This is a genomic window from Tolypothrix sp. PCC 7601, from assembly GCF_025677855.1.
In the GTDB taxonomy this organism is placed as follows: domain Bacteria; phylum Cyanobacteriota; class Cyanobacteriia; order Cyanobacteriales; family Nostocaceae; genus Aulosira; species Aulosira diplosiphon.
Genome location: NZ_CP064879.1, coordinates 6,854,834 through 6,875,222, shown reverse-complemented (window position 1 = coordinate 6,875,222; position 20,389 = coordinate 6,854,834). Strand labels below are relative to the sequence as shown.

11 protein-coding genes and 3 rRNA genes are annotated in these 20,389 nt (G+C 44.0%); 12 read left to right on the top strand and 2 right to left on the bottom strand.

What is annotated here, in order from left to right; all coding sequences use genetic code 11:
* Positions 1-57: 57 nt before the first annotated feature.
* Together HG267_RS27730 and HG267_RS27725 are read left to right on the top strand one after the other, a co-directional pair.
* Entirely contained in the window at positions 58-1,449 is a 1,392-nt protein-coding gene (locus tag HG267_RS27730; RefSeq protein WP_045874837.1) for a malic enzyme-like NAD(P)-binding protein, read from the top strand.
* Positions 1,450-1,798: 349 nt separating this feature from the next.
* Positions 1,799-3,832, top strand: a complete 2,034-nt coding sequence (locus HG267_RS27725) for an FAD-dependent oxidoreductase (RefSeq protein WP_045874838.1) — start codon at positions 1,799-1,801, stop codon at positions 3,830-3,832.
* A gap of 50 nt (positions 3,833-3,882) precedes the next feature.
* Here HG267_RS27725 and HG267_RS27720 read toward each other — a convergent pair whose 3' ends face one another.
* Positions 3,883-4,908, bottom strand: coding sequence for an ABC transporter permease (locus HG267_RS27720; RefSeq protein WP_045874839.1), 1,026 nt, complete (start codon positions 4,906-4,908; stop codon positions 3,883-3,885).
* Between the two features lie 80 nt (positions 4,909-4,988).
* Positions 4,989-6,638, bottom strand: coding sequence for an ABC transporter substrate-binding protein (locus HG267_RS27715; protein WP_045874840.1), 1,650 nt, complete (start codon positions 6,636-6,638; stop codon positions 4,989-4,991).
* Between the two features lie 466 nt (positions 6,639-7,104).
* Between HG267_RS27715 and HG267_RS27710 the strand changes: the two genes are divergently transcribed.
* From HG267_RS27710 to HG267_RS27665, 10 genes are all read left to right on the top strand, one after another.
* Complete coding sequence (locus HG267_RS27710; protein ID WP_045874841.1) at positions 7,105-7,428, top strand: hypothetical protein; 324 nt, start codon at positions 7,105-7,107, stop codon at positions 7,426-7,428.
* Positions 7,429-7,985: 557 nt separating this feature from the next.
* The gene (gene psbB, locus HG267_RS27705) at positions 7,986-9,515 is read left to right on the top strand and encodes a photosystem II chlorophyll-binding protein CP47 (RefSeq protein ID WP_045874842.1); all 1,530 of its coding nucleotides are present in this window, start codon (positions 7,986-7,988) and stop codon (positions 9,513-9,515) included.
* A 147-nt stretch (positions 9,516-9,662) separates the two neighbouring features.
* Positions 9,663-9,767, top strand: coding sequence for a photosystem II reaction center protein T (locus tag HG267_RS27700; protein WP_071989499.1), 105 nt, complete (start codon positions 9,663-9,665; stop codon positions 9,765-9,767).
* A gap of 459 nt (positions 9,768-10,226) precedes the next feature.
* Positions 10,227-11,243 carry a 30S ribosomal protein S1 gene (locus HG267_RS27695; RefSeq protein WP_045874844.1) on the top strand — a complete coding sequence of 339 codons (1,017 nt, stop codon included), beginning with the start codon at positions 10,227-10,229 and terminating at the stop codon, positions 11,241-11,243.
* Between the two features lie 99 nt (positions 11,244-11,342).
* Complete coding sequence (locus HG267_RS27690) at positions 11,343-12,077, top strand: HAD family hydrolase (protein WP_045874845.1); 735 nt, start codon at positions 11,343-11,345, stop codon at positions 12,075-12,077.
* Positions 12,078-12,715: 638 nt separating this feature from the next.
* Positions 12,716-14,206 (top strand): 16S ribosomal RNA (locus tag HG267_RS27685).
* Positions 14,207-14,529: 323 nt separating this feature from the next.
* Positions 14,530-17,357: ribosomal RNA gene (locus HG267_RS27680) — 23S ribosomal RNA — on the top strand.
* A gap of 93 nt (positions 17,358-17,450) precedes the next feature.
* Positions 17,451-17,568 (top strand): 5S ribosomal RNA (rrf, locus tag HG267_RS27675).
* The 16S, 23S and 5S rRNA genes sit together here, the layout of an rRNA operon.
* A 166-nt stretch (positions 17,569-17,734) precedes the next feature.
* Entirely contained in the window at positions 17,735-18,637 is a 903-nt protein-coding gene (locus HG267_RS27670) for a sensor histidine kinase (protein ID WP_045872417.1), read from the top strand.
* 457 nt (positions 18,638-19,094) lie between these two features.
* Positions 19,095-20,294: a hypothetical protein gene (locus HG267_RS27665; RefSeq protein ID WP_063749839.1), complete on the top strand. Its 1,200-nt coding sequence runs from the start codon at positions 19,095-19,097 to the stop codon at positions 20,292-20,294.
* The last annotated feature ends 95 nt before the right edge of the window (positions 20,295-20,389 follow it).

Sequence of the window (20,389 nt, the reverse complement as noted above, 5' to 3'; positions counted from 1 at the left end):
TAGGTTTTTAATAATCAATTCAATATAAGATGTGAAATTTAAATTCTAAAAATCACAATGGCAGACCTTACTCCTAATTCTAGTTTTAGTTTGACTCTGCGCTTGCAGATTCCCAATCGTGTTGGGATGTTAGCTTCAGTTACCCAGGCGATCGCAGCTAGTGGTGGACTACTCGGACAAATTGATTTAATCGAGCAAACCCGCAAAGAGTCTACTCGCGATATCACGGTTGATGCAGCTAGCACTGAACACGCGGAAACCATTGTACAAGCAGTCAAAGCACTACCACATATTCACTTGCTCAGTGTGTATGACCGCACCTTTAATTTGCATCGTGGCGGTAAAATCAGCATCGCTAGCAGGATTCCGCTAAAGAGTGTTTCTGACTTAGCAATGGCTTATACGCCTGGAGTAGGTCGCATTTGTACAGCGATCGCTGAAAATCCAGATGAAGTCTATAACCTCACTATCAAAAAAAATACAGTAGCTATTGTTACTGATGGTAGTGCTGTTTTAGGTTTAGGAAATCTCGGCCCGGCTGCTGCTCTCCCAGTTATGGAAGGGAAAGCAATGCTGTTCAAAGAATTTGCAGGTATTGATGCTTTCCCCATCTGCTTGGCAACCCAAGATACTGATGAGATTGTGCGGACAGTCAAAAATCTCGCTCCGGTTTTCGGTGGTGTGAATCTTGAAGATATCGCCGCTCCGCGCTGCTTTGAAATTGAAAGAAGGCTGCGTCAAGAATTAGATATACCCGTGTTTCACGATGACCAGCATGGTACAGCAATTGTCACCTTGGCGGCGTTGTTTAATGCTTTGAAGCTGGTAAATAAATCACTAGCAGAAATCCGCATTGTGATTAATGGTGCTGGCGCGGCTGGGGTAGCGATCGCACGCTTACTCCGCAAAGCTGGGGCAGAAAAAATCTGGATGTGTGACTCTAAAGGGATTATCTCCACCAGCCGTACTGATTTGACTGAAGAAAAGCGCGAATTTGCAGTTAAAGCCCAAGGTACATTAGCTGGTGCATTGCAAGGCGCAGATGTATTTATTGGCGTAAGCGCACCAGGAGTTTTGACTCCAGAAATGGTGCAATCAATGACAAAAGATGCGATCGTGTTTGCAATGGCTAATCCGATTCCCGAAATTCAGCCAGAATTAGTGACAAACGATGTAGCTGTAATTGCTACAGGTCGCAGTGATTATCCCAATCAAATCAATAACGTTTTGGCTTTCCCGGGAGTATTTCGCGGTGCATTAGATTGTCAAGCTAAGACAATTACCACCACTATGTATTTAGAAGCTGCACATGCGATCGCATCTTTAGTAAAGCCTTCAGATTTAAATCGGGAACATATCATTCCTTCCGTTTTTGATGAGCGAGTCGCCTCGTCTGTAGCGGCGGCTGTGCAACAAGCAGCGCGTCAAGAAGGTATTGCTCACAGTTGATATTTTTGTGGGACGGACAATATGTCCGCCCCACTTCATCAAAATACACACAAATGTGATATCCAAAATATCTATATTCTGGAGTATTTACTCCAGTTAATAATTGCGCTATTGCAAATATTATTTTTCATTAACTTGCACTAAAAATCATATCTCCAAACGAACAAAAACCTTTTTTATTGCTATATTCCTGACTTACAGTTTGATTTTTTACCTTTAGCACAAATTTCCCAGTACCCAATCCCCAGCCCCTAATCCCTAATCCCTAATTTATTGCTGAAAAACTTGAGTAAAACATTACCCTAATGCTACCGTCTACAGGTGAAAAGGATTTGCAGGGATCTCCAATATGAAATGTAGACGAAAACTGGTTTATGGAAAGCATTCACTCATCAGTTTCAGCTTAATATCTGCTTTGCTTGCGCCTTATTCGGCATTAATTGCTGCACCACCGAGAAACCCAGATAAAACTGTAAATTGTGAAATATTAGTGGTGGGAGGCGGACTTTCGGGTGTCGCTACAGCTTACGAAGGTTTACTTGCAGGTAGAACTGTTTGTTTAACAGAAATTACCGACTGGCTGGGGGGACAAATTTCTGCTCAAGGAACCTCTGCATTAGACGAAAGACCGACTCAAAGAGCGCTGAAATTTTATTCTCGCGGTTATTTGGAATTACGCGATCGCATTCAGCGCAAGTACGGTAAACTCAATCCTGGTAATTGCTGGGTAAGTGACTCTTGCTTTTTACCCCGTGATGCTCACACCATTTTGACTCAGATGCTCAAAGATGCCGAAAACAAAGGCAAAGGCAAGTTGCAATGGTTTGGCAGTACAGTCATTAAAGAATTAGACATTAGTAGTGATGGGAAAATCATCAATAGTGCGATCGCTATTCAACATCAACCTGTAAAAGGCGCACTCCCTCTCAATACTTATCCTTTATCTCAAACCATTGAAGATTCTTATACTTACGCCAATTCATCCCGGTTTAGCAAAACAATTATCCGCTTTGTACCTAAAGCTAATCAACAAACATCTCCCAATTGGTATGTTGTAGATGCTAGCGAAACCGGAGAAATCATTGGACTAGCTGATGTTCCCTACCGATTAGGTATTGATGCTCGTTCCTACTTAGAACCTTCTGCTTCCAGCTCTGAAAACGACCCCTTTTGTCCTCAAGGCTTTACCTACACGTTTGCAATGGAGGCGACTAAGGAAGCACAGCCTCAGACAATGCCTGCATATTATCCCCAATATGCACCTTATTTCAGCTATGAATTGCAGAGGTTAGCAAACTTTGATTTAGTTTTTACTTACCGTCGGATTTGGAGTCCGACAAAAGGACAACCAACAAAATTTGGCGGTATTAATTTTACTGCTTCCTCACCTGGGGACATTTCCATGCAAAACTGGACATGGGGTAACGACTATCGCCCAGGAACGGCGGCTGATAACTTAATTTATACTCGCCAACAATTAGAAAGTACTGGACAGTTGCAGCCTGGTGGCTGGATGGGGGGACTGAGAACCGATACTCTAAGAAAAGGTGAAGAAAATGCCCTTTCCTATTACTACTGGCTAGTGGCTGGAACAACAGATTCCCAACTAGGAAACGGTGTCAAGCAGCCATACCCCAACCACCGTTTGTTAACTGGGCTAGATTCCCCAATGGGGACGGTATCTGGTTTGTCGAAATATCCTTATATGCGAGAAGGACGGCGGATTATTGGTCGTCCTAGCTGGGGACAAGCTTCTGGTTTTGGCATTTGGGAAATTGATATTTCTCGTCGTGACTACAATGACGAATATTACCGTAAGACGCTGCCAGCAGATATGTATAAGCAGTTAAGAGCAGCACTAGCAGGTTTAGAAGCAACATCGGTAATTTCTGGGCAAATTTCTCCAGATAAAGCCATGCGGCGAACTCGTTCTACTGTTTTCCCTGATGCTATTGGTATTGGTCACTATGCTATCGATTTTCATCCTTGTATGACCCAAAGCCCACCAGAAACACCTGGAAATACAGAACGTGCTGGTGAAAGACGCGGCGCAGGCCAAGCTTATCCTTTCCAAATAGCATTACGGGCGATGATTCCCCAAAAAATAGATAATTTAATCGTTGGTGGTAAAAGTATTGGTACTAGTCACATTGCTGCGGCTGCTTATCGTGTCCACTCCTTTGAATGGTCAGCTGGTGCGGCTGCGGGAACAGTTGCAGCTTTTGCCCTCAAAAATGCTGTAGCACCCTACCAACTAGTAGATGAGTTACCCAAATCCGAACCACAATTAGAAGCACTCAAACGTTTGTTGGAACAAAATGGCAATCCTACTGCCTTCCCTGACACCTCAATTTTTAATCAAAACTGGAACGATTGGCGGTAGCTGATTTCATCTATAGATCCCCTTTCTTCAAAAAGTTGGGGATCTCGAGCCTAATAGCGAATTCGCGGATCGACATAAGCATTTAAAATATCAATTAAAATGCTAGCGGTGACAACGATCGCACCAAAAAATACTAGTACTCCCTGAACTGTAGGATAATCGCGATCGGAAATTGCTTGATACAATCGGTTAGCTAACCCAGGCCAAGAAAATGTAACTTCAGTTAAAATTGCTCCACCTAACAAAGAAGCAAAGGTTAGCCCCAAAACTGTAATGACTGGAATTAAGGCATTTTTCAAAGCATGGGAAACTAAAATTTTATTTTCTGGAATACCTCTGGCTCTAGCAGCTTCTACATAATCTGCTTGTAGAGTTTGCTTTAAATTGACGCGCACTATGCGTTCAAAAATTCCACTCAACAAAATTCCCAGAGTCAAACTAGGAAGTGCAATATGGTGCAATGATGTGAAAAATTGACTGAAGTTACCAGCAAGTAAGCTATCAAGGGTATACAAACCAGTAATATGACTAGGAGCCGGAAGATTTGGCGGAAAGCGGTTAGAATTGGGAAACCAACGTAGTTGTACAGAGAAAATTAACTGCAGAATCATTCCTGCCCAAAACATCGGGAGAGCATAAGTAATAATTCCAAATAAACGTCCGCTAGCATCAACAGCGGTTCCAGGACGAGAAGCCGAAAGCGTCCCAACTAAAATTCCCACAATTAAAGCAACTGCCATACTACATACAGCTAACTCTACTGTCGCGGGAAAATATTGCCCGATAATATCCCCAACATTTTGTCCTCGGCTTGTTAAAGAAGTTCCTAAATCAAAGCGCAGTAGATTTCCTAAATAATTTAAATACTGTAACCACAAAGGTAAATCTAAACCTAGTTGTTTGCGTAATTCTGCTTTTGCACTTTCTGGCGCACGTCCGCCCAAAATTGCATCTGCGGGATCGCCTGGTGTTGCTCTGAGTAAAAGAAATACGATAGTGATAATAGTTAATAGCTGGAGTGGCGCTAATAGTAACCGCGAAGCAATGTAATATTGTAGAGCTTTGGATCGAGACATAATTTATTTATTATTTATTAGTCATTAGCCATTTATCCAACTAAGAACAAATGACTAATGACCAAGGACAACAGACGAAATTACTTTTTAATTGGCTTATAAACTAAATTTTGCGTGGGGTCAAGTTGAACATTGCTGACACCTTTTTGGGCAAATACATAATCTTTGTTTTGCCATAAAGGAACATAAGGCACATCAGTGGTAACTTGTGTTTGAATCTGGGTAAATATTTGCTTACGTGCCTCTAGATTTTGTTCTTTCCGTTGTTGATCAATTAGTTTATTGACAGCTTCGTTGTAATAGAAAGAACCTTGAGTTTGGCTTCCTCCATCTTCGCATCCCTTGGCAACAGAACCTTTTTGACAAGCTAAAAATGGTTGCACGTAATTATCTGGATCTAAAAAGTCTGGATACCAATCAAGTAAAGCTGATGGATACAAGCCCTTACCAATTTCTTTAAAGAAGGTAGCACCTTCCACAGTTTTGGCTTCCAGTACTAGTATGCCTTCCATTTTTTGATCGACTAGTGATTTTATTGTCTGTGCTGCCAAACTTCGGGTAGGTGAACTAGCGGGATACCAAACTTCTACTTTTGCTGGATTATCTTTAGAAAAACCAGCAGCCGTTAATAGTTGTTTTGCCTTGTCAACATTACCATCCCCATATTGATCTTTAAATAAAGGTTGGGAAACATTAAATGTTGTCGGAATCATGCTGTAAAGTGGATCAGCTTGATTAAACAAGACTCGCTGATTTAACAATGGACGATCAATTAGAGATGCGATCGCTTGTCTTACTTCTGGTTTATCTAAAGGCTTCTGATTGCGGTTCAGTACCATATAGCTGACTACACTACCTTGGGCGGTAATCGCTTGCCAATCTCCTTTTTTTGCGCCTTCTTCCAAGCTGCGAATTTGATCAGGTTGCAAAGAAAGATAAGCGACATCTACAGCACCTGTACGGAAAGCATTGAATAAATTCACTGGGCTAGTCTGAATTTGTACATTAACGCCCTGATTCGCAGGTTTTTCACCCCAATATTTATCAAATACATCCAAACGCAGCGAATCAGTACCATAGGCTGCTAATTTGTAAGGGCCAGTTCCGACAAATGTCTCTGGCTTAAATTTCCCTGCGCCCAACTCATAAGCTTTTGGCGAAACTGGACAAACCCCAGAAAATGCCAGTAGAGAAGGAAACGCTGCAAAAGGTTTTTTTAGCTTGATAGTTAACTCAGACTCGCTTGTAGCTTTGACTGAATCTACTGTATCCGCTAGTAAGAAGGAAGGTTTACCCTTATTCTCAATAAAACGTTTAATACTAAAAGCCATCGCTTCCGCATTAAAGGGAGTTCCATCGTGAAAAACTACTCCCTGACGCAAAGGAATGCTGTAAGTTAAACCATCTGCACTGACTTTGGGTAATGCTGTCGCCAGTTGAGGCTTAATTTCCGTACTACCTGGCTCATAAGTATAGAGGCGATCGCTCATATTAAATACTAAACCCAACGATGCCAATTCATAAGCATCAGCCGGATCTAGAGTTCTTGGCTTAGATGTCGTCCCGATAGTAATCCTGCCATCCCCTGTAGCAGAGTTCGGAGAACTAGTAGAAGTAGTTGTCTGTTGGCGAGGACTACAACTCACAACAAATAGTAAACATAGACAGAATAAAGAGAGGAATTGTGTCATCCTCCTCCATCGTCTAACTGGTAAGACAAACCTGGTCATGGAAATAAAATTATTGAGAACAATGGTGAGTCATTTTACTATAGGTTGGCGAATAGCCCACATCAAATAGCCAAGTTTATTGCCAAATTCTGGCAAAATTACATACTTACAGATTAAATTTTTATATCTTGCAAAAATTCATACTTATTAAAATATTGCAACATTAACTCATTTTTGTCGCAAATTTTATGAGTACCTAGTACTGCTACGTAGAATTGAAAATTAAAAATCAAAATTCTATTTAGCAAGACAGCGTCAGGATTTCATCGATTTGGCAGAGGTGTTTTAGTGACACTGTAATGTACTCAATAATTAAGCTGCTGAAGATCTAAATCAAACATTTTCCATTTGCTGTCTAGTTTGATTAATAAATATTAGATAAATATCAATATATATACATCAGCCATTGAAAAGATTGCGATATCGTAAACAGCAGATTGAGAGTCTAAATAGTAGGACTAAGAACGTGAAGTATTTCTTTTTATCTGAAGGATGGTCTGTCTCTAGAGTATGGGCATCTGATGGACTTTGGCAGATTACTGCATGGCGACGACAACCAGATATTCAGCAATTGAATATTTGTCTCATAGAAAATAACGAATTGTTGTGGCTTTATCGAGTTGAAGATGCCATTTTAACTGTAGAAGTAAAACCTACAACACCAGTTCCAGTTCAAAATACCATTGGTCAAGTAGTACTGAAGCGTCTGATGACAGCTGAACAGGTAATCGAACGTTTGGGTACAGCACAAGCCAAGTGTCAATTGCAGAACATGCAATCAGTTACATAGTAGCGACTGGCGATTGACAATAGGGGATCGGGGCTAAGAGGAGTAGCGGCTGGGGATGAAATTAGCAGAATTCCCTTGCCATTCTCATATTCCTCATCCCCCGAAGAATACGCAAATTAAATCTGTGACAGGCAGTTGTAGCAAAATTTCTTGCAGATGCTACGCGATCGCATCTATTTACACGCTTGCAAACCGTACCATCAATAGTTACACTTTTTAAAATATTCTCATTTTTGCTTGGCAATTGCCTAGCACGCCTGACTACCTAAATGCCTGAGAAGTACTTAACTAGTTCTACGAGAACAAGCCAAGGTTTTCGCAAGCAAACTCTTAGGTAAGTCGAGTAAATAGCGATCGTTATCCTGGGTAAAGACCGTTATGCGTGTCAGCATTGCCAGAATACCCACCCTGTCTCATTGATTAAGACTCAGCGGTGGTAAGCAAGACCCTGGCAATAACAAAAAAACTGAGAGAAGTCCCTGCGGTGACTTCTACCATGTATTACTTTTGTAAGAAAATTGCTTTGTAAACTAACTCATCGAGGAGGAGCGTAGTCGATGGGACTACCCTGGTACCGAGTACATACAGTCGTTCTGAATGATCCAGGACGACTGATTTCTGTACACTTGATGCACACAGCTCTAGTAGCAGGCTGGGCTGGTTCGATGGCACTCTACGAACTAGCTATTTACAACCCTAGCGATCCAGTTCTCAACCCTATGTGGCGTCAAGGGATGTTCGTGTTACCCTTCATGGCACGTTTGGGTGTAACTCAATCTTGGGGTGGTTGGAGCGTTACTGGCGCGCCAGCAACCGATCCTGGTTTCTGGTCTTTTGAAGGCGTTGCTGCTGCTCACATCATTCTTTCTGGTTTGTTGTTTTTAGCTGCAGTCTGGCACTGGGTTTACTGGGATTTGGAACTCTTTAGAGATCCTCGTACAGGTGAACCAGCTCTAGACTTGCCCAAGATGTTTGGTATTCACCTATTCTTATCTGGTCTACTCTGTTTCGGCTTCGGTGCTTTTCACCTCACTGGACTATATGGCCCAGGAATGTGGGTTTCCGATGCCTTTGGAGTCACAGGTAGCGTCCAACCAGTAGCACCTGAATGGGGGCCAGATGGGTTTAACCCCTTTAACCCTGGTGGTGTTGTTGCTCACCATATAGCTGCTGGTATCGTCGGCATTATTGCAGGCTTATTCCACCTCACAGTCAGACCACCCGAACGGCTTTATAAAGCTTTGCGGATGGGTAATATTGAAACCGTACTGTCCAGCAGTATTGCTGCGGTCTTCTTTTGTGCCTTCGTGGTTGCTGGTACTATGTGGTACGGTAACGCGACCACTCCCATTGAACTATTTGGGCCTACTCGTTACCAATGGGATCAAGGTTACTTCCGTCAAGAAATTCAGCGCCGCGTACAAAGCGACCTAGCTCAAGGTGCGACACTTACAGAAGCTTGGTCAAAAATTCCTGAAAAATTGGCCTTCTACGATTACGTCGGCAATAGCCCTGCCAAAGGCGGTTTATTCCGTACAGGTCAAATGAACAAGGGTGATGGTATTGCCCAATCTTGGCAAGGTCATGCAGTATTCAAAGATTCTGAAGGTAGAGAATTGACTGTACGTCGTCTGCCCAACTTCTTTGAAACTTTCCCAGTAATCTTGACCGACGCAGATGGTGTTGTTCGTGCTGACATTCCTTTCCGTCGGGCAGAATCCAAATATAGCTTTGAACAATCTGGTGTAACTGTTAGCTTCTATGGTGGAAATCTAAATGGACAAACCATCAAAGATCCCGCTGAAGTGAAGAAATACGCCCGTAAAGCTCAAGGCGGTGAAATATTTGAATTTGACCGGGAAACCTTGAACTCTGATGGGGTATTCCGCACTAGCCCCAGAGGTTGGTTTACCTTTGGACACGCTGTATTTGCTCTCTTATTCTTCTTTGGTCACCTTTGGCATGGCGCTCGTACAATCTACCGCGACGTATTTGCTGGTGTAGAAGCGGATCTAGAAGAGCAAGTGGAATGGGGTCTATTCCAAAAAGTGGGTGACAAGACAACCCGCCGTAAGGAAGCTCTCTAAGTTTTAGAGACTAGGGAATTGGGATGAGGGTCTAGAAGCTCCAGAAGAGTTTTCTCAGATACCCAACTACTAATTCCCAGTCCCCAACACCTCATAACCTGGCTTGTTACAATATTATTACTGGCTGGATAGGCAGGAACTTGTAATATGGAAAGCGTTGCGTACATCTTAATTTTCACCCTGTGTATAGGAGTTCTCTTCTTTGCGATCGCATTTCGCGAACCCCCTCGCATTGCGAAAAAAGATGATTAGATTACTATTACCAGGATTTTAAGGTCATCTAAACCTATTTATCCGCTGCTATCTCTTGGGTAACAGCGGATATTTACGTATAATCACTCTTAAAATAATTTAATAGACAAAAATTACACCCTCCGCTATCACTATTGATGAACAATCGATCATCATGATGTCAAGAAGTAGGTAAGACTTTAGTGTAAGCTAGAGGCTGGGTAAGATACTTTAATTATGAGTAATTTGATTGCAAATTATAAATATTAGGGTTAAAACCCTTGGCGCTAGACATCAACTTTTCATAAAAGACTTGTCACCAGATATTATGATATAATCTTCTATCTGGAAGTTGATATGTGTTGTTACTAGCTTTTCTGCGCTAGGATAAAAAAAGTTTAGGCTAGTATGATATAGCTTGCCTAGAAATTGCACTCGCGACAAAAAATTTACGGAGACTAGAACCAGGAACAAATTAGCATGGTCAATCAGAATTTAACCGCTACAGAAATTGGATTTACTCACGAAGATTTCGCTGCTCTACTTGATAAGTACGATTATCACTTTAGCCCTGGCGATATTGTACCAGGAACAGTTTTCAGTATAGAGCCGCGCGGCGCTCTGATTGACATAGGTGCGAAAACAGCAGCATACATACCTATACAAGAAATGTCTATTAACCGGGTAGATAGCCCGGAAGAAGTTTTACAATCTAACGAAACTCGGGAATTTTTTATTCTTACTGACGAAAACGAAGATGGTCAGCTGACCCTTTCAATCCGTCGTATTGAATATATGCGAGCATGGGAGCGCGTACGGCAGCTACAAGCTGAAGATGCTACTGTACGCTCTGGTGTGTTTGCTACTAACCGTGGTGGTGCGTTAGTGCGGATTGAGGGATTGCGTGGCTTTATTCCCGGTTCTCACATCAGCACTCGCAAACCTAAAGAAGAACTGGTAGGTGAAGAACTACCATTGAAATTCTTGGAAGTAGATGAAGAACGTAACCGCTTAGTGCTATCTCATCGTCGAGCGCTAGTTGAGCGGAAGATGAACCGCCTCGAAGTTGGTGAAGTTGTGATCGGTACAGTACGCGGTATTAAACCCTACGGTGCGTTCATTGATATCGGTGGTGTTAGTGGTCTGTTGCACATCTCCGAAATTTCCCACGAGCATATTGATACACCCCACAGTGTTTTCAACGTCAATGATGAAGTAAAAGTTATGATCATTGACTTGGATGCAGAAAGAGGTCGGATTTCCTTATCTACCAAACAACTGGAACCTGAACCTGGCGACATGATTAAAAATCGTGATTTGGTTTATGATAAGGCCGAAGAAATGGCAGCTAAGTATCGGGAACAGTTGCTAGCAAAACAGCAAGGAATTACTTCTGTAGCTGCTGATGCTCTAGTTGAAGAAGAAATTCCAGCAGCTATTGAAGAAGAAATTCCAGCAGCTATTGAAGAAGAAATTCCAGCAGCTATTGAAGAATAAAAAACTGCTATTTTTCTTTAACTAAAGGCATTAAAGTTAAAAAAAGGGGGATTTTCCCTCTTTTTTTATGCTCATAAAATTCCTATGAGGTGAAAGATTTTGGCAACTATTAAATGTAGAAATATCACATTTCCAAATATCAAAGCAGTGATATTTGACAAAAACGGTACCTTAGAAGACTCAGAAGCTTATTTGCGATCGCTTGCCCAAAGAACAGCACGCTTAATCGACGCACAAATCCCCGGTATTGGAGAACCCCTATTAATGGCATTTGGCGTTAATAATAATAACCTTAACCCAGCAGGTCTAATGGCAGTCGCAAGTCGCCGCGAAACAGAAATTGCAGCAGCAGCATATATTGCTGAAACTGGTAGGGGATGGTTTGAGTCTTTAAAAATTTCCCGTCACGCTTTGGATGAAGCAGAAAAATATATTGGTCAAACACCTTCACAATTATTTGTGGGTAGCTTAGAGGTGATTAAATCTCTTTCACAAGCAGGAATAAAACTTGGTATTCTCTCAGCTGCAACAACTCAAGAAGTGCAAATGTTTGTAGAACATCACCAGCTAGGGAGCTATTTACAGCTAGAAATGGGAGTAGACGAAGGGCCAAGTAAACCAGATCCCATATTATTTCTACAAGCGTGCCAAGCTTTGGGTGTAGAACCCAGTGCCACACTCATGATAGGTGATTCTGTTGGTGATATGCAAATGGCACGTAATGCTAAAGCTGCAGGCTGTGTTGGCATCACTTGGATTAATAAAACAGATCATGTCCAAGGTGCAGATGTCGTTATTAATCAACTTGATGAAATTCAAATTAGCAGGGTGTAGCCGACAAAAATCATCCTCCAATAGATTTGGTGTTGCATATTTGCGGTTATGAATTCAAAAATTTTGGGCAAAGCTAAAAATCGATTCGTTGCGTCTTTGCGCCTTTGCTTGTTAACGTTCGCGTAGCGTCTCGGAGAGAAGCGGAGCTAATCCCGGCAAAAATCATCCCATAATTCAGCAACGCCTAGATTCTTTGTCTAAGGTGTACTGTCATTTTCCGAAATATGCATTCCCTAGTGCAATCTCTGAGTGATGAGTAGAGGTGAGTTTAAGCATCACAGGCGTATTCGGATGAGATAAATACTCAGCCATAGATTCAGACCGACTCAGCCATTAAAGATGACAAAAACATCAAAAGCCTTACCTGATAGAGGTTTGATGTCTGATTGCCGCTATGGTAGAGAGCAGGTCAAAAAAAGTTGAGAAAAGGGTTGACGAAATAGAAAAACAGTTGCTAATGTAGATAAGTGCTGAGGCGAAGAGATGCCAAAGCAGCCGAACCGAGAAAAACAAATACTTTGAAAGCTTCAAAAACAATCCTCGTCAATTAAGATTGTTGGGGTAAGACCCAAAGAAATCTAAAAAAAGAAATACAGGATTCCGAGACAAAAAGTCATCGGAGCCGCGAACTCGAAAGCAAAATGGAGAGTTTGATCCTGGCTCAGGATGAACGCTGGCGGTATGCTTAACACATGCAAGTCGAACGGTCTCTTCGGAGATAGTGGCGGACGGGTGAGTAACGCGTGAGAATCTAGCTTCAGGTCGGGGACAACCACTGGAAACGGTGGCTAATACCGGATGTGCCGAGAGGTAAAAGGCTTGCTGCCTGAAGATGAGCTCGCGTCTGATTAGCTAGTAGGTGTGGTAAGAGCGCACCTAGGCGACGATCAGTAGCTGGTCTGAGAGGATGATCAGCCACACTGGGACTGAGACACGGCCCAGACTCCTACGGGAGGCAGCAGTGGGGAATTTTCCGCAATGGGCGAAAGCCTGACGGAGCAATACCGCGTGAGGGAGGAAGGCTCTTGGGTTGTAAACCTCTTTTCTCAAGGAAGAAAAAAATGACGGTACTTGAGGAATAAGCATCGGCTAACTCCGTGCCAGCAGCCGCGGTAATACGGAGGATGCAAGCGTTATCCGGAATGATTGGGCGTAAAGCGTCCGCAGGTGGCAATGTAAGTCTGCTGTTAAAGAGTGAGGCTCAACCTCATAAGAGCAGTGGAAACTACATAGCTAGAGTGCGTTCGGGGCAGAGGGAATTCCTGGTGTAGCGGTGAAATGCGTAGAGATCAGGAAGAACACCGGTGGCGAAAGCGCTCTGCTAGGCCGCAACTGACACTGAGGGACGAAAGCTAGGGGAGCGAATGGGATTAGATACCCCAGTAGTCCTAGCCGTAAACGATGGATACTAGGCGTGGCTTGTATCGACCCGAGCCGTGCCGGAGCTAACGCGTTAAGTATCCCGCCTGGGGAGTACGCACGCAAGTGTGAAACTCAAAGGAATTGACGGGGGGCCCGCACAAGCGGTGGAGTATGTGGTTTAATTCGATGCAACGCGAAGAACCTTACCAAGACTTGACATGTCGCGAATCCTCTTGAAAGGGAGGAGTGCCTTCGGGAGCGCGAACACAGGTGGTGCATGGCTGTCGTCAGCTCGTGTCGTGAGATGTTGGGTTAAGTCCCGCAACGAGCGCAACCCTCGTTTTTAGTTGCCAGCATTAAGTTGGGCACTCTAGAGAGACTGCTGGTGACAAACCGGAGGAAGGTGGGGATGACGTCAAGTCAGCATGCCCCTTACGTCTTGGGCTACACACGTACTACAATGCTACGGACAAAGGGCAGCGAGCTAGCGATAGCAAGCAAATCTCATAAACCGTGGCTCAGTTCAGATCGCAGGCTGCAACTCGCCTGCGTGAAGGAGGAATCGCTAGTAATTGCAGGTCAGCATACTGCAGTGAATTCGTTCCCAGGGCCTTGTACACACCGCCCGTCACACCATGGAAGCTGGCAACGCCCGAAGTCATTACTCCAACCATTCGTGGGGGAGGATGCCGAAGGCAGTGCTGGTGACTGGGGTGAAGTCGTAACAAGGTAGCCGTACCGGAAGGTGTGGCTGGATCACCTCCTTTTAGGGAGACCTACCCAACTTTGAAATCAATTGCAAACAGTCAATAGAGACAAAGATGGTCTACTCTAGGTCGGTCGAGATTGGTGAAGAACTTTCAAAGTATTCTGTGTTCGGTAAATAAAAATGATTGCAAAGATCAATAGGTAAATTCAGCAATTGACGTGAATAACAGTCAAACTGCTGGAAATACGCCAGCCAGAACCTTGAAAACTGCATAGTAACGCGAAAAATAGCAGGCAGTCAAAAAAGTCAAAAGTCAAAAGTCAAAAGAAGGACCCAAAGACGAAAGACAAAAGACTGCAGATGTGAAACCAAATGTATTGTGGTCAAGCTAATAAGGGCTGATGGTGGATACCTAGGCACACAGAGGCGAAGAAGGACGTGGTTACCGACGAAATGCTCCGGGGAGTTGGAAGCAGACTATGAGCCGGAGGTGTCCGAATGGGGCAACCCTATGTACTACCTGCTGAATATATAGGCAGGAAAGAGCCAACCCAGCGAATTGAAACATCTTAGTAGCTGGAGGAAGAGAAATCAATTAAGAGATTCCCTCAGTAGTGGTGAGCGAAAGGGGAAAAGCCTAAACCAGTTGGTTTACTGACTGGGGTAGTGGGACAGCGATATCGAATCTAGAGGTTAGACGAAGCAGCTAAATACTGCACCAAAGAAGGTGAAAGTCCTGTAGTCAAAAGCTGAAGGATAGTAGCTGAATCCCGAGTAGCATGGGGCACGAGGAATCCCATGTGAATCAGCGAGAACCACCTCGTAAGGCTAAATACTACTGTGTGACCGATAGTGAACCAGTACCGCGAGGGAAAGGTGAAAAGAACCCCGGGAGGGGAGTGAAATAGAACATGAAACCATCAGCTTACAAGCAGTGGGAGTCCGATTCAACGGATGACCGCGTGCCTGTTGAAGAATGAGCTTAGCGACTTATAGGCACTGGTAGGTTAAAGCGAGAATGCTGGAGCCAAAGGGAAACCGAGTCTGAAGAGGGCGATAATCAGTGTTTATAGACCCGAACCCTGGTGATCTAACCATGTCCAGGATGAAGCTTGGGTAACACCAAGTGGAGGTCCGAACCGACCGATGTTGAAAAATCGGCGGATGAGGTGTGGTTAGGGGTGAAATGCCAATCGAACCAGGAGCTAGCTGGTTCTCCCCGAAATGTGTTTAGGCGCAGCGGTAATGATTATATTTGGGGGGTAAAGCACTGTTTCGGTGCGGGCTGGGAGACCGGTACCAAATCGAGACAAACTCAGAATACCCAAAGCACACATTGCCAGTGAGACAGTGGGGGATAAGCTTCATTGTCAAGAGGGAAACAGCCCAGACCACCAGCTAAGGTCCCCAAATCATCGCTAAGTGAGAAAGGAGGTGAGAGTGCATAGACAACTAGGAGGTTTGCCTAGAAGCAGCCACCCTTGAAAGAGTGCGTAATAGCTCACTAGTCAAGCGCTCTTGCGCCGAAAATGAACGGGGCTAAGCGATGTACCGAAGCTGTGGGATTTGTTGAAAAATAAATCGGTAGGGGAGCGTTCCGTGGTAGGGAGAAGCAGTAGCGGCAAGCAGCTGTGGACGAAACGGAAGTGAGAATGTCGGCTTGAGTAGCGCAAATATGTGTGAGAATCACATACCCCGAAACCCTAAGGGTTCCAGAGCCAGGTTCGTCCGCTCTGGGTTAGTCGGGACCTAAGGCGAGGTCGAAAGGCGTAGTCGATGGACACAGGGTGACTAATCCCTGACTAAGGTATGGGAGCATTGCTAGGGACGCATGAAAGATAGCTACACCCTGATTGGTTTGGGAGGAGTTTACGAACTCCGAGTAGTGATTCGATTGTGCCAAGAAAAGCTAGGAATGTGATGAACATATCTTACCCGTACCCGAAACCGACACAGGTAGGGAGGTTGAGAATACCAAGGGGCGCGAGATAACTCTCTCTAAGGAACTCGGCAAAATGGCCCCGTAACTTCGGAAGAAGGGGTGCCCACGAGAGTGGGTCGCAGTGAAGAGATCCAGGCGACTGTTTACCAAAAAACACAGGTCTCCGCAAACTCGAAAGAGGAGGTATGGGGGCTGACGCCTGCCCAGTGCCGGAAGGTTAAGGAAGCTGGTCAGCGAAAGTGAAGCTGGCGACCGAAGCCCCGGTGAACGGCGGCCGTAACTATAACGGTCCTAAGGTAGCGAAATTCCTTGTCGGGTAAGTTCCGACCCGCACGAAAGGCGTAACGATCTGGATGGTGTCTCAGAGAGAGACTCGGCGAAATAGGAATGTCTGTGAAGATACGGACTGCCTGCACCTGGACAGAAAGACCCTATGAAGCTTTACTGTAGCCTGGAATTGTGTTCGGGCTTCGCTTGCGCAGGATAGGTGGGAGGCAAAGAGATATTCCTTGTGGGGAATATGGAGCCAACGGTGAGATACCACTCTGGCGAAGCTAGAATTCTAACCTCGCACCCTTACCGGGTGTAGGAACAGTTTCAGGTGGGCAGTTTGACTGGGGCGGTCGCCTCCTAAAAAGTAACGGAGGCGCGCAAAGGTTCCCTCAGCACGCTTGGAAACCGTGCGGCGAGTGTAAAGGCATAAAGGGAGCTTGACTGCAAGAGTGACCACTCGAGCAGGTACGAAAGTAGGCCTTAGTGATCCGACGGCGCAGCGTGGAATGGCCGTCGCTCAACGGATAAAAGTTACTCTAGGGATAACAGGCTGATCTCCCCCAAGAGTCCACATCGACGGGGAGGTTTGGCACCTCGATGTCGGCTCATCGCAACCTGGGGCGGAAGTACGTCCCAAGGGTTGGGCTGTTCGCCCATTAAAGCGGTACGTGAGCTGGGTTCAGAACGTCGTGAGACAGTTCGGTCCATATCCGGTGCAGGCGTAAGAGCATTGAGAGGAGTCCTCCTTAGTACGAGAGGACCGGGAGGAACGCACCGCTGGTGTACCAGTTATTGTACCCACAGTAGACGCTGGGTAGCCAAGTGCGGAGCGGATAACCGCTGAAAGCATCTAAGTGGGAAGCCCACCTCAAGATGAGTGCTCTCACTACAAATGTAGGTAAGGTCACGGGCAGAACACCCGTTGATAGGCTCTATGTGGAAGTGCAGTAATGCATGAAGCAGAGGAGTACTAATAGACCGAGGGCTTGACCTCATCAATCATTGGTTATTTCGCGTTACTTGCAGTCTTCAGGGTTTTGTTGACAGTTAACTGTTAACCGTTAACCGTCAACCAACCACAAGTTTTCCTGGTGTCTATTGCGCTGTGGAACCACACTGACTCCATCCCGAACTCAGAGGTGAAACGCTGCTGCGGCCACGATAGTCTAGGGGTTGCCCTACGCCACAATAGCTCGATGCCAGGTCTGTTTTTAATAAACAAAGCCTCTCCAATAGTTTATGGAGGGGCTTTGTTTTTGGTTATTCTTCCTTTTGCTACTCATAAACCTTCATCTTTTGTAAGGTGCGAAATTTCTTGTAAGGGGATTAAGCTAACTCTAATTGAAGACGCTGACTATCCTTAAACAAAAGATGGACTTTAGCCAAACTCTGATTCATAAAATTGATGCCATTGTTGATCAATGGGTAGAAGCGGTGTATGAAGATGAACAGATTGAAGCTACTAAAGAACTAACTTTTAAAGCTGTACGGGATAGCTTACCTAAAGTTTTAACAGCATTAGCAACAGTACTTTCTGAATCGGAAAAGAGCGATTTACAAACTGTAAAAGATAGCCTATCTCAGTTGGCCCATGAATTGAAAACTCCCCTGACATCAATTATTGGTTACGCAGATTTATTTCTCCGCCAGCATCGTCAAAAACCAGAACTTAAGGATTCATATACTAATCTTGAAAGTATCGAGCGAGTTATGAGGAGCGGTAGGCTGATTCTGCGGCTGATCAACGATACTTTGGAAATTTCGCGCTACGATGCTGGCAGAATGATATTACAGCCTACAGTGACTGATGTGCGTGGGTTAATCAACTCAGTTGTAGAAATTATTGAGCCATTAGCACGTAATAAAGAATTAGCTTTAGTTGTTGATTACGATCGCGTACCTGATAGAGTAATTACAGATCCGCTTCGGCTTCAGCAAATTATTACCAATCTCCTCAGCAATGCAATTCGCTATACCAAGTCTGGTAGTGTGCGTTTGCATTGTGAGAAAGTATCTGAGGAGCAATGGGCTATCTCTGTGATTGATAGTGGGATTGGGATTCCCCTAGATGCTCAATCACAAATCTTCAATCCCTATTTTCGTGCAGTCAGTGACCGAGAGCTACAAAGTTCTGATGGTACAGGGCTAGGGTTAGCGATTGTTTCGCACTTAGTAGAGTTAATGCATGGTGAAATCAAAGTAGTTTCACAGCCAGAACAAGGCTCTACATTTACAGTGATTTTTCCTTTGGAAGCGATCGCTCGCGAAGATTAATCAACAATACATAGAATCTGACTTTTCTGCTTCTATTAAGAAAATGCGATCGCATATTTCATGCAGACTGTGTCGGGTTGATGACTACTCAGTGTTAATCCTGTGACCATTTAGTATGTTTCACATATATATATAGTAGTATTACGTAAAACAGCGTTCTCGCTTCACACTCTTATTCGCTGTTAGATGCCGAACACATCTTTAAACTCTTAGTTGTAATATTCTTTCTGACACAGGTAGACAATTACCTAGAATGCGGAATAAACTAACTGATGCTGATAAAGCCTTCTTCCTAAAGGTAGAATTTAGGTATTAGTTTTATGATTTTGTTTGTCAAGCTTGTATTATTACTCATAAAATCAAAAGCAAAGCAAAGTTTTGCAAAAAACAGTTACCTAAATACTTTCAATTAGTCCATTTAAAAAACCAGGGTGGCAAAATTATCACTAAATTACAAATGGCAGATCGAATAAACGATATCGCTTGGCAAGCACACCAAGGTAGCGTTGCTGCGATTATTCAACTACTGAACGACAAACTAGTCGAATCTGGGGTTAGAACCAGAGCGATTTTTTCTGATGGAGTCTTACAACTGCTGTGTGAGGCACAATCAGTAGACCAACTTGAGAAGACCACTATAGTGCAAAAAATCCGGCAAATCCTAGAGTCGATTGCACCGCGAAACATTCGACGAGTAAATATCAACAGTCGAATTGTTCGAGAACAGCAATTACTTTGGTTGACGGAAATTTATCGCGATCGCGATAATCAATTGCTTTGGTCAGAGGAAATTACCTTACCAAAACCGAATATTTTCAGGCAAATACTGAAGGACTTTCAAGATTACAAAGAGTCTAAAACAGAACTTGCTCAGGTCAGCTTACCTAAGCCTAATTCTTTTCGATCTGTGGTTTTCAGACGCAGAAATAGGAATAAGGCTAAAAATAGGCTACAGAGTAAAAGTATACCCAAACAGTCCTTACCTCTAGGACTGCTGAAGGTATCTAGTTTATGTTTGCCTCTACTGTTGCTAGTTTGGGGTGCTTATGCATGGTTAGAAGGTAAAGGCGAAAGCTCTACTTCAGCAGAGACTTCTAAATCTTTAACTATCCAACCGCAAGTATCATCTCTGGCAAATACTCAAAATTTTGCTCAGAAAACTGAAGACCCATTTGTAGCCGCAGTGCGGATTGCTAATCAAGCATCTGCATTGGGTAAAAAGGCTCTAACACCTGAGCAGAGATTGGAGTTAGCTACTAAATGGCAAGAGGCTTCTGATTTAATGAGTCAGGTTCCAGCAAAACATAGCCGCTATCAGGAAGCTCAAAGTCGCATTCAACTGTATAAGAAATATGCAGCAGCTTCTCAATCCATAGCTGCAAAGCCGAAACCAACTCCTACACCTGGAATTAAAACTCTTTCTACTCCAGATCCATTTGCAGCCGCAGTGCGGATTGCTAATCAAGCTTCTGCATCTGGTAAAACAGCCGCAAGTTCAGAGCAATGGTCAACTCTAGCAGCTAAGTGGCAAGAGGCTTCTGATTTAATGAGTCAGGTTCCAGCAGAACATAGCCGCTATCAAGAGGCGCAAAGTCGCATTCAACTATATAAGAAATTTAGTGAAGCGGCTAAAGTACAAGCTCAAAAAGGTCAGTGATGAAATTATCTACTGGTGGGGAATTCACATTCCCCATCTGTCATTTTGATATGGAGAGAAAGACCTTTGTATGAGATGGTTTCCCTTTGTGATTG

Coding starts and splice junctions, on each gene's coding strand:
- psbB (WP_045874842.1), top strand. CDS start 7,986: ATGGGACTACCCTGGTACCGAGTACATACAGTCGTTCTGAATGATCCA.
- HG267_RS27720 (WP_045874839.1), bottom strand. CDS start 4,908: ATGTCTCGATCCAAAGCTCTACAATATTACATTGCTTCGCGGTTACTA.
- HG267_RS27700 (WP_071989499.1), top strand. CDS start 9,663: ATGGAAAGCGTTGCGTACATCTTAATTTTCACCCTGTGTATAGGAGTT.
- HG267_RS27730 (WP_045874837.1), top strand. CDS start 58: ATGGCAGACCTTACTCCTAATTCTAGTTTTAGTTTGACTCTGCGCTTG.
- HG267_RS27695 (WP_045874844.1), top strand. CDS start 10,227: ATGGTCAATCAGAATTTAACCGCTACAGAAATTGGATTTACTCACGAA.
- HG267_RS27725 (WP_045874838.1), top strand. CDS start 1,799: ATGAAATGTAGACGAAAACTGGTTTATGGAAAGCATTCACTCATCAGT.
- HG267_RS27665 (WP_063749839.1), top strand. CDS start 19,095: ATGGCAGATCGAATAAACGATATCGCTTGGCAAGCACACCAAGGTAGC.
- HG267_RS27670 (WP_045872417.1), top strand. CDS start 17,735: ATGGACTTTAGCCAAACTCTGATTCATAAAATTGATGCCATTGTTGAT.
- HG267_RS27715 (WP_045874840.1), bottom strand. CDS start 6,638: ATGACCAGGTTTGTCTTACCAGTTAGACGATGGAGGAGGATGACACAA.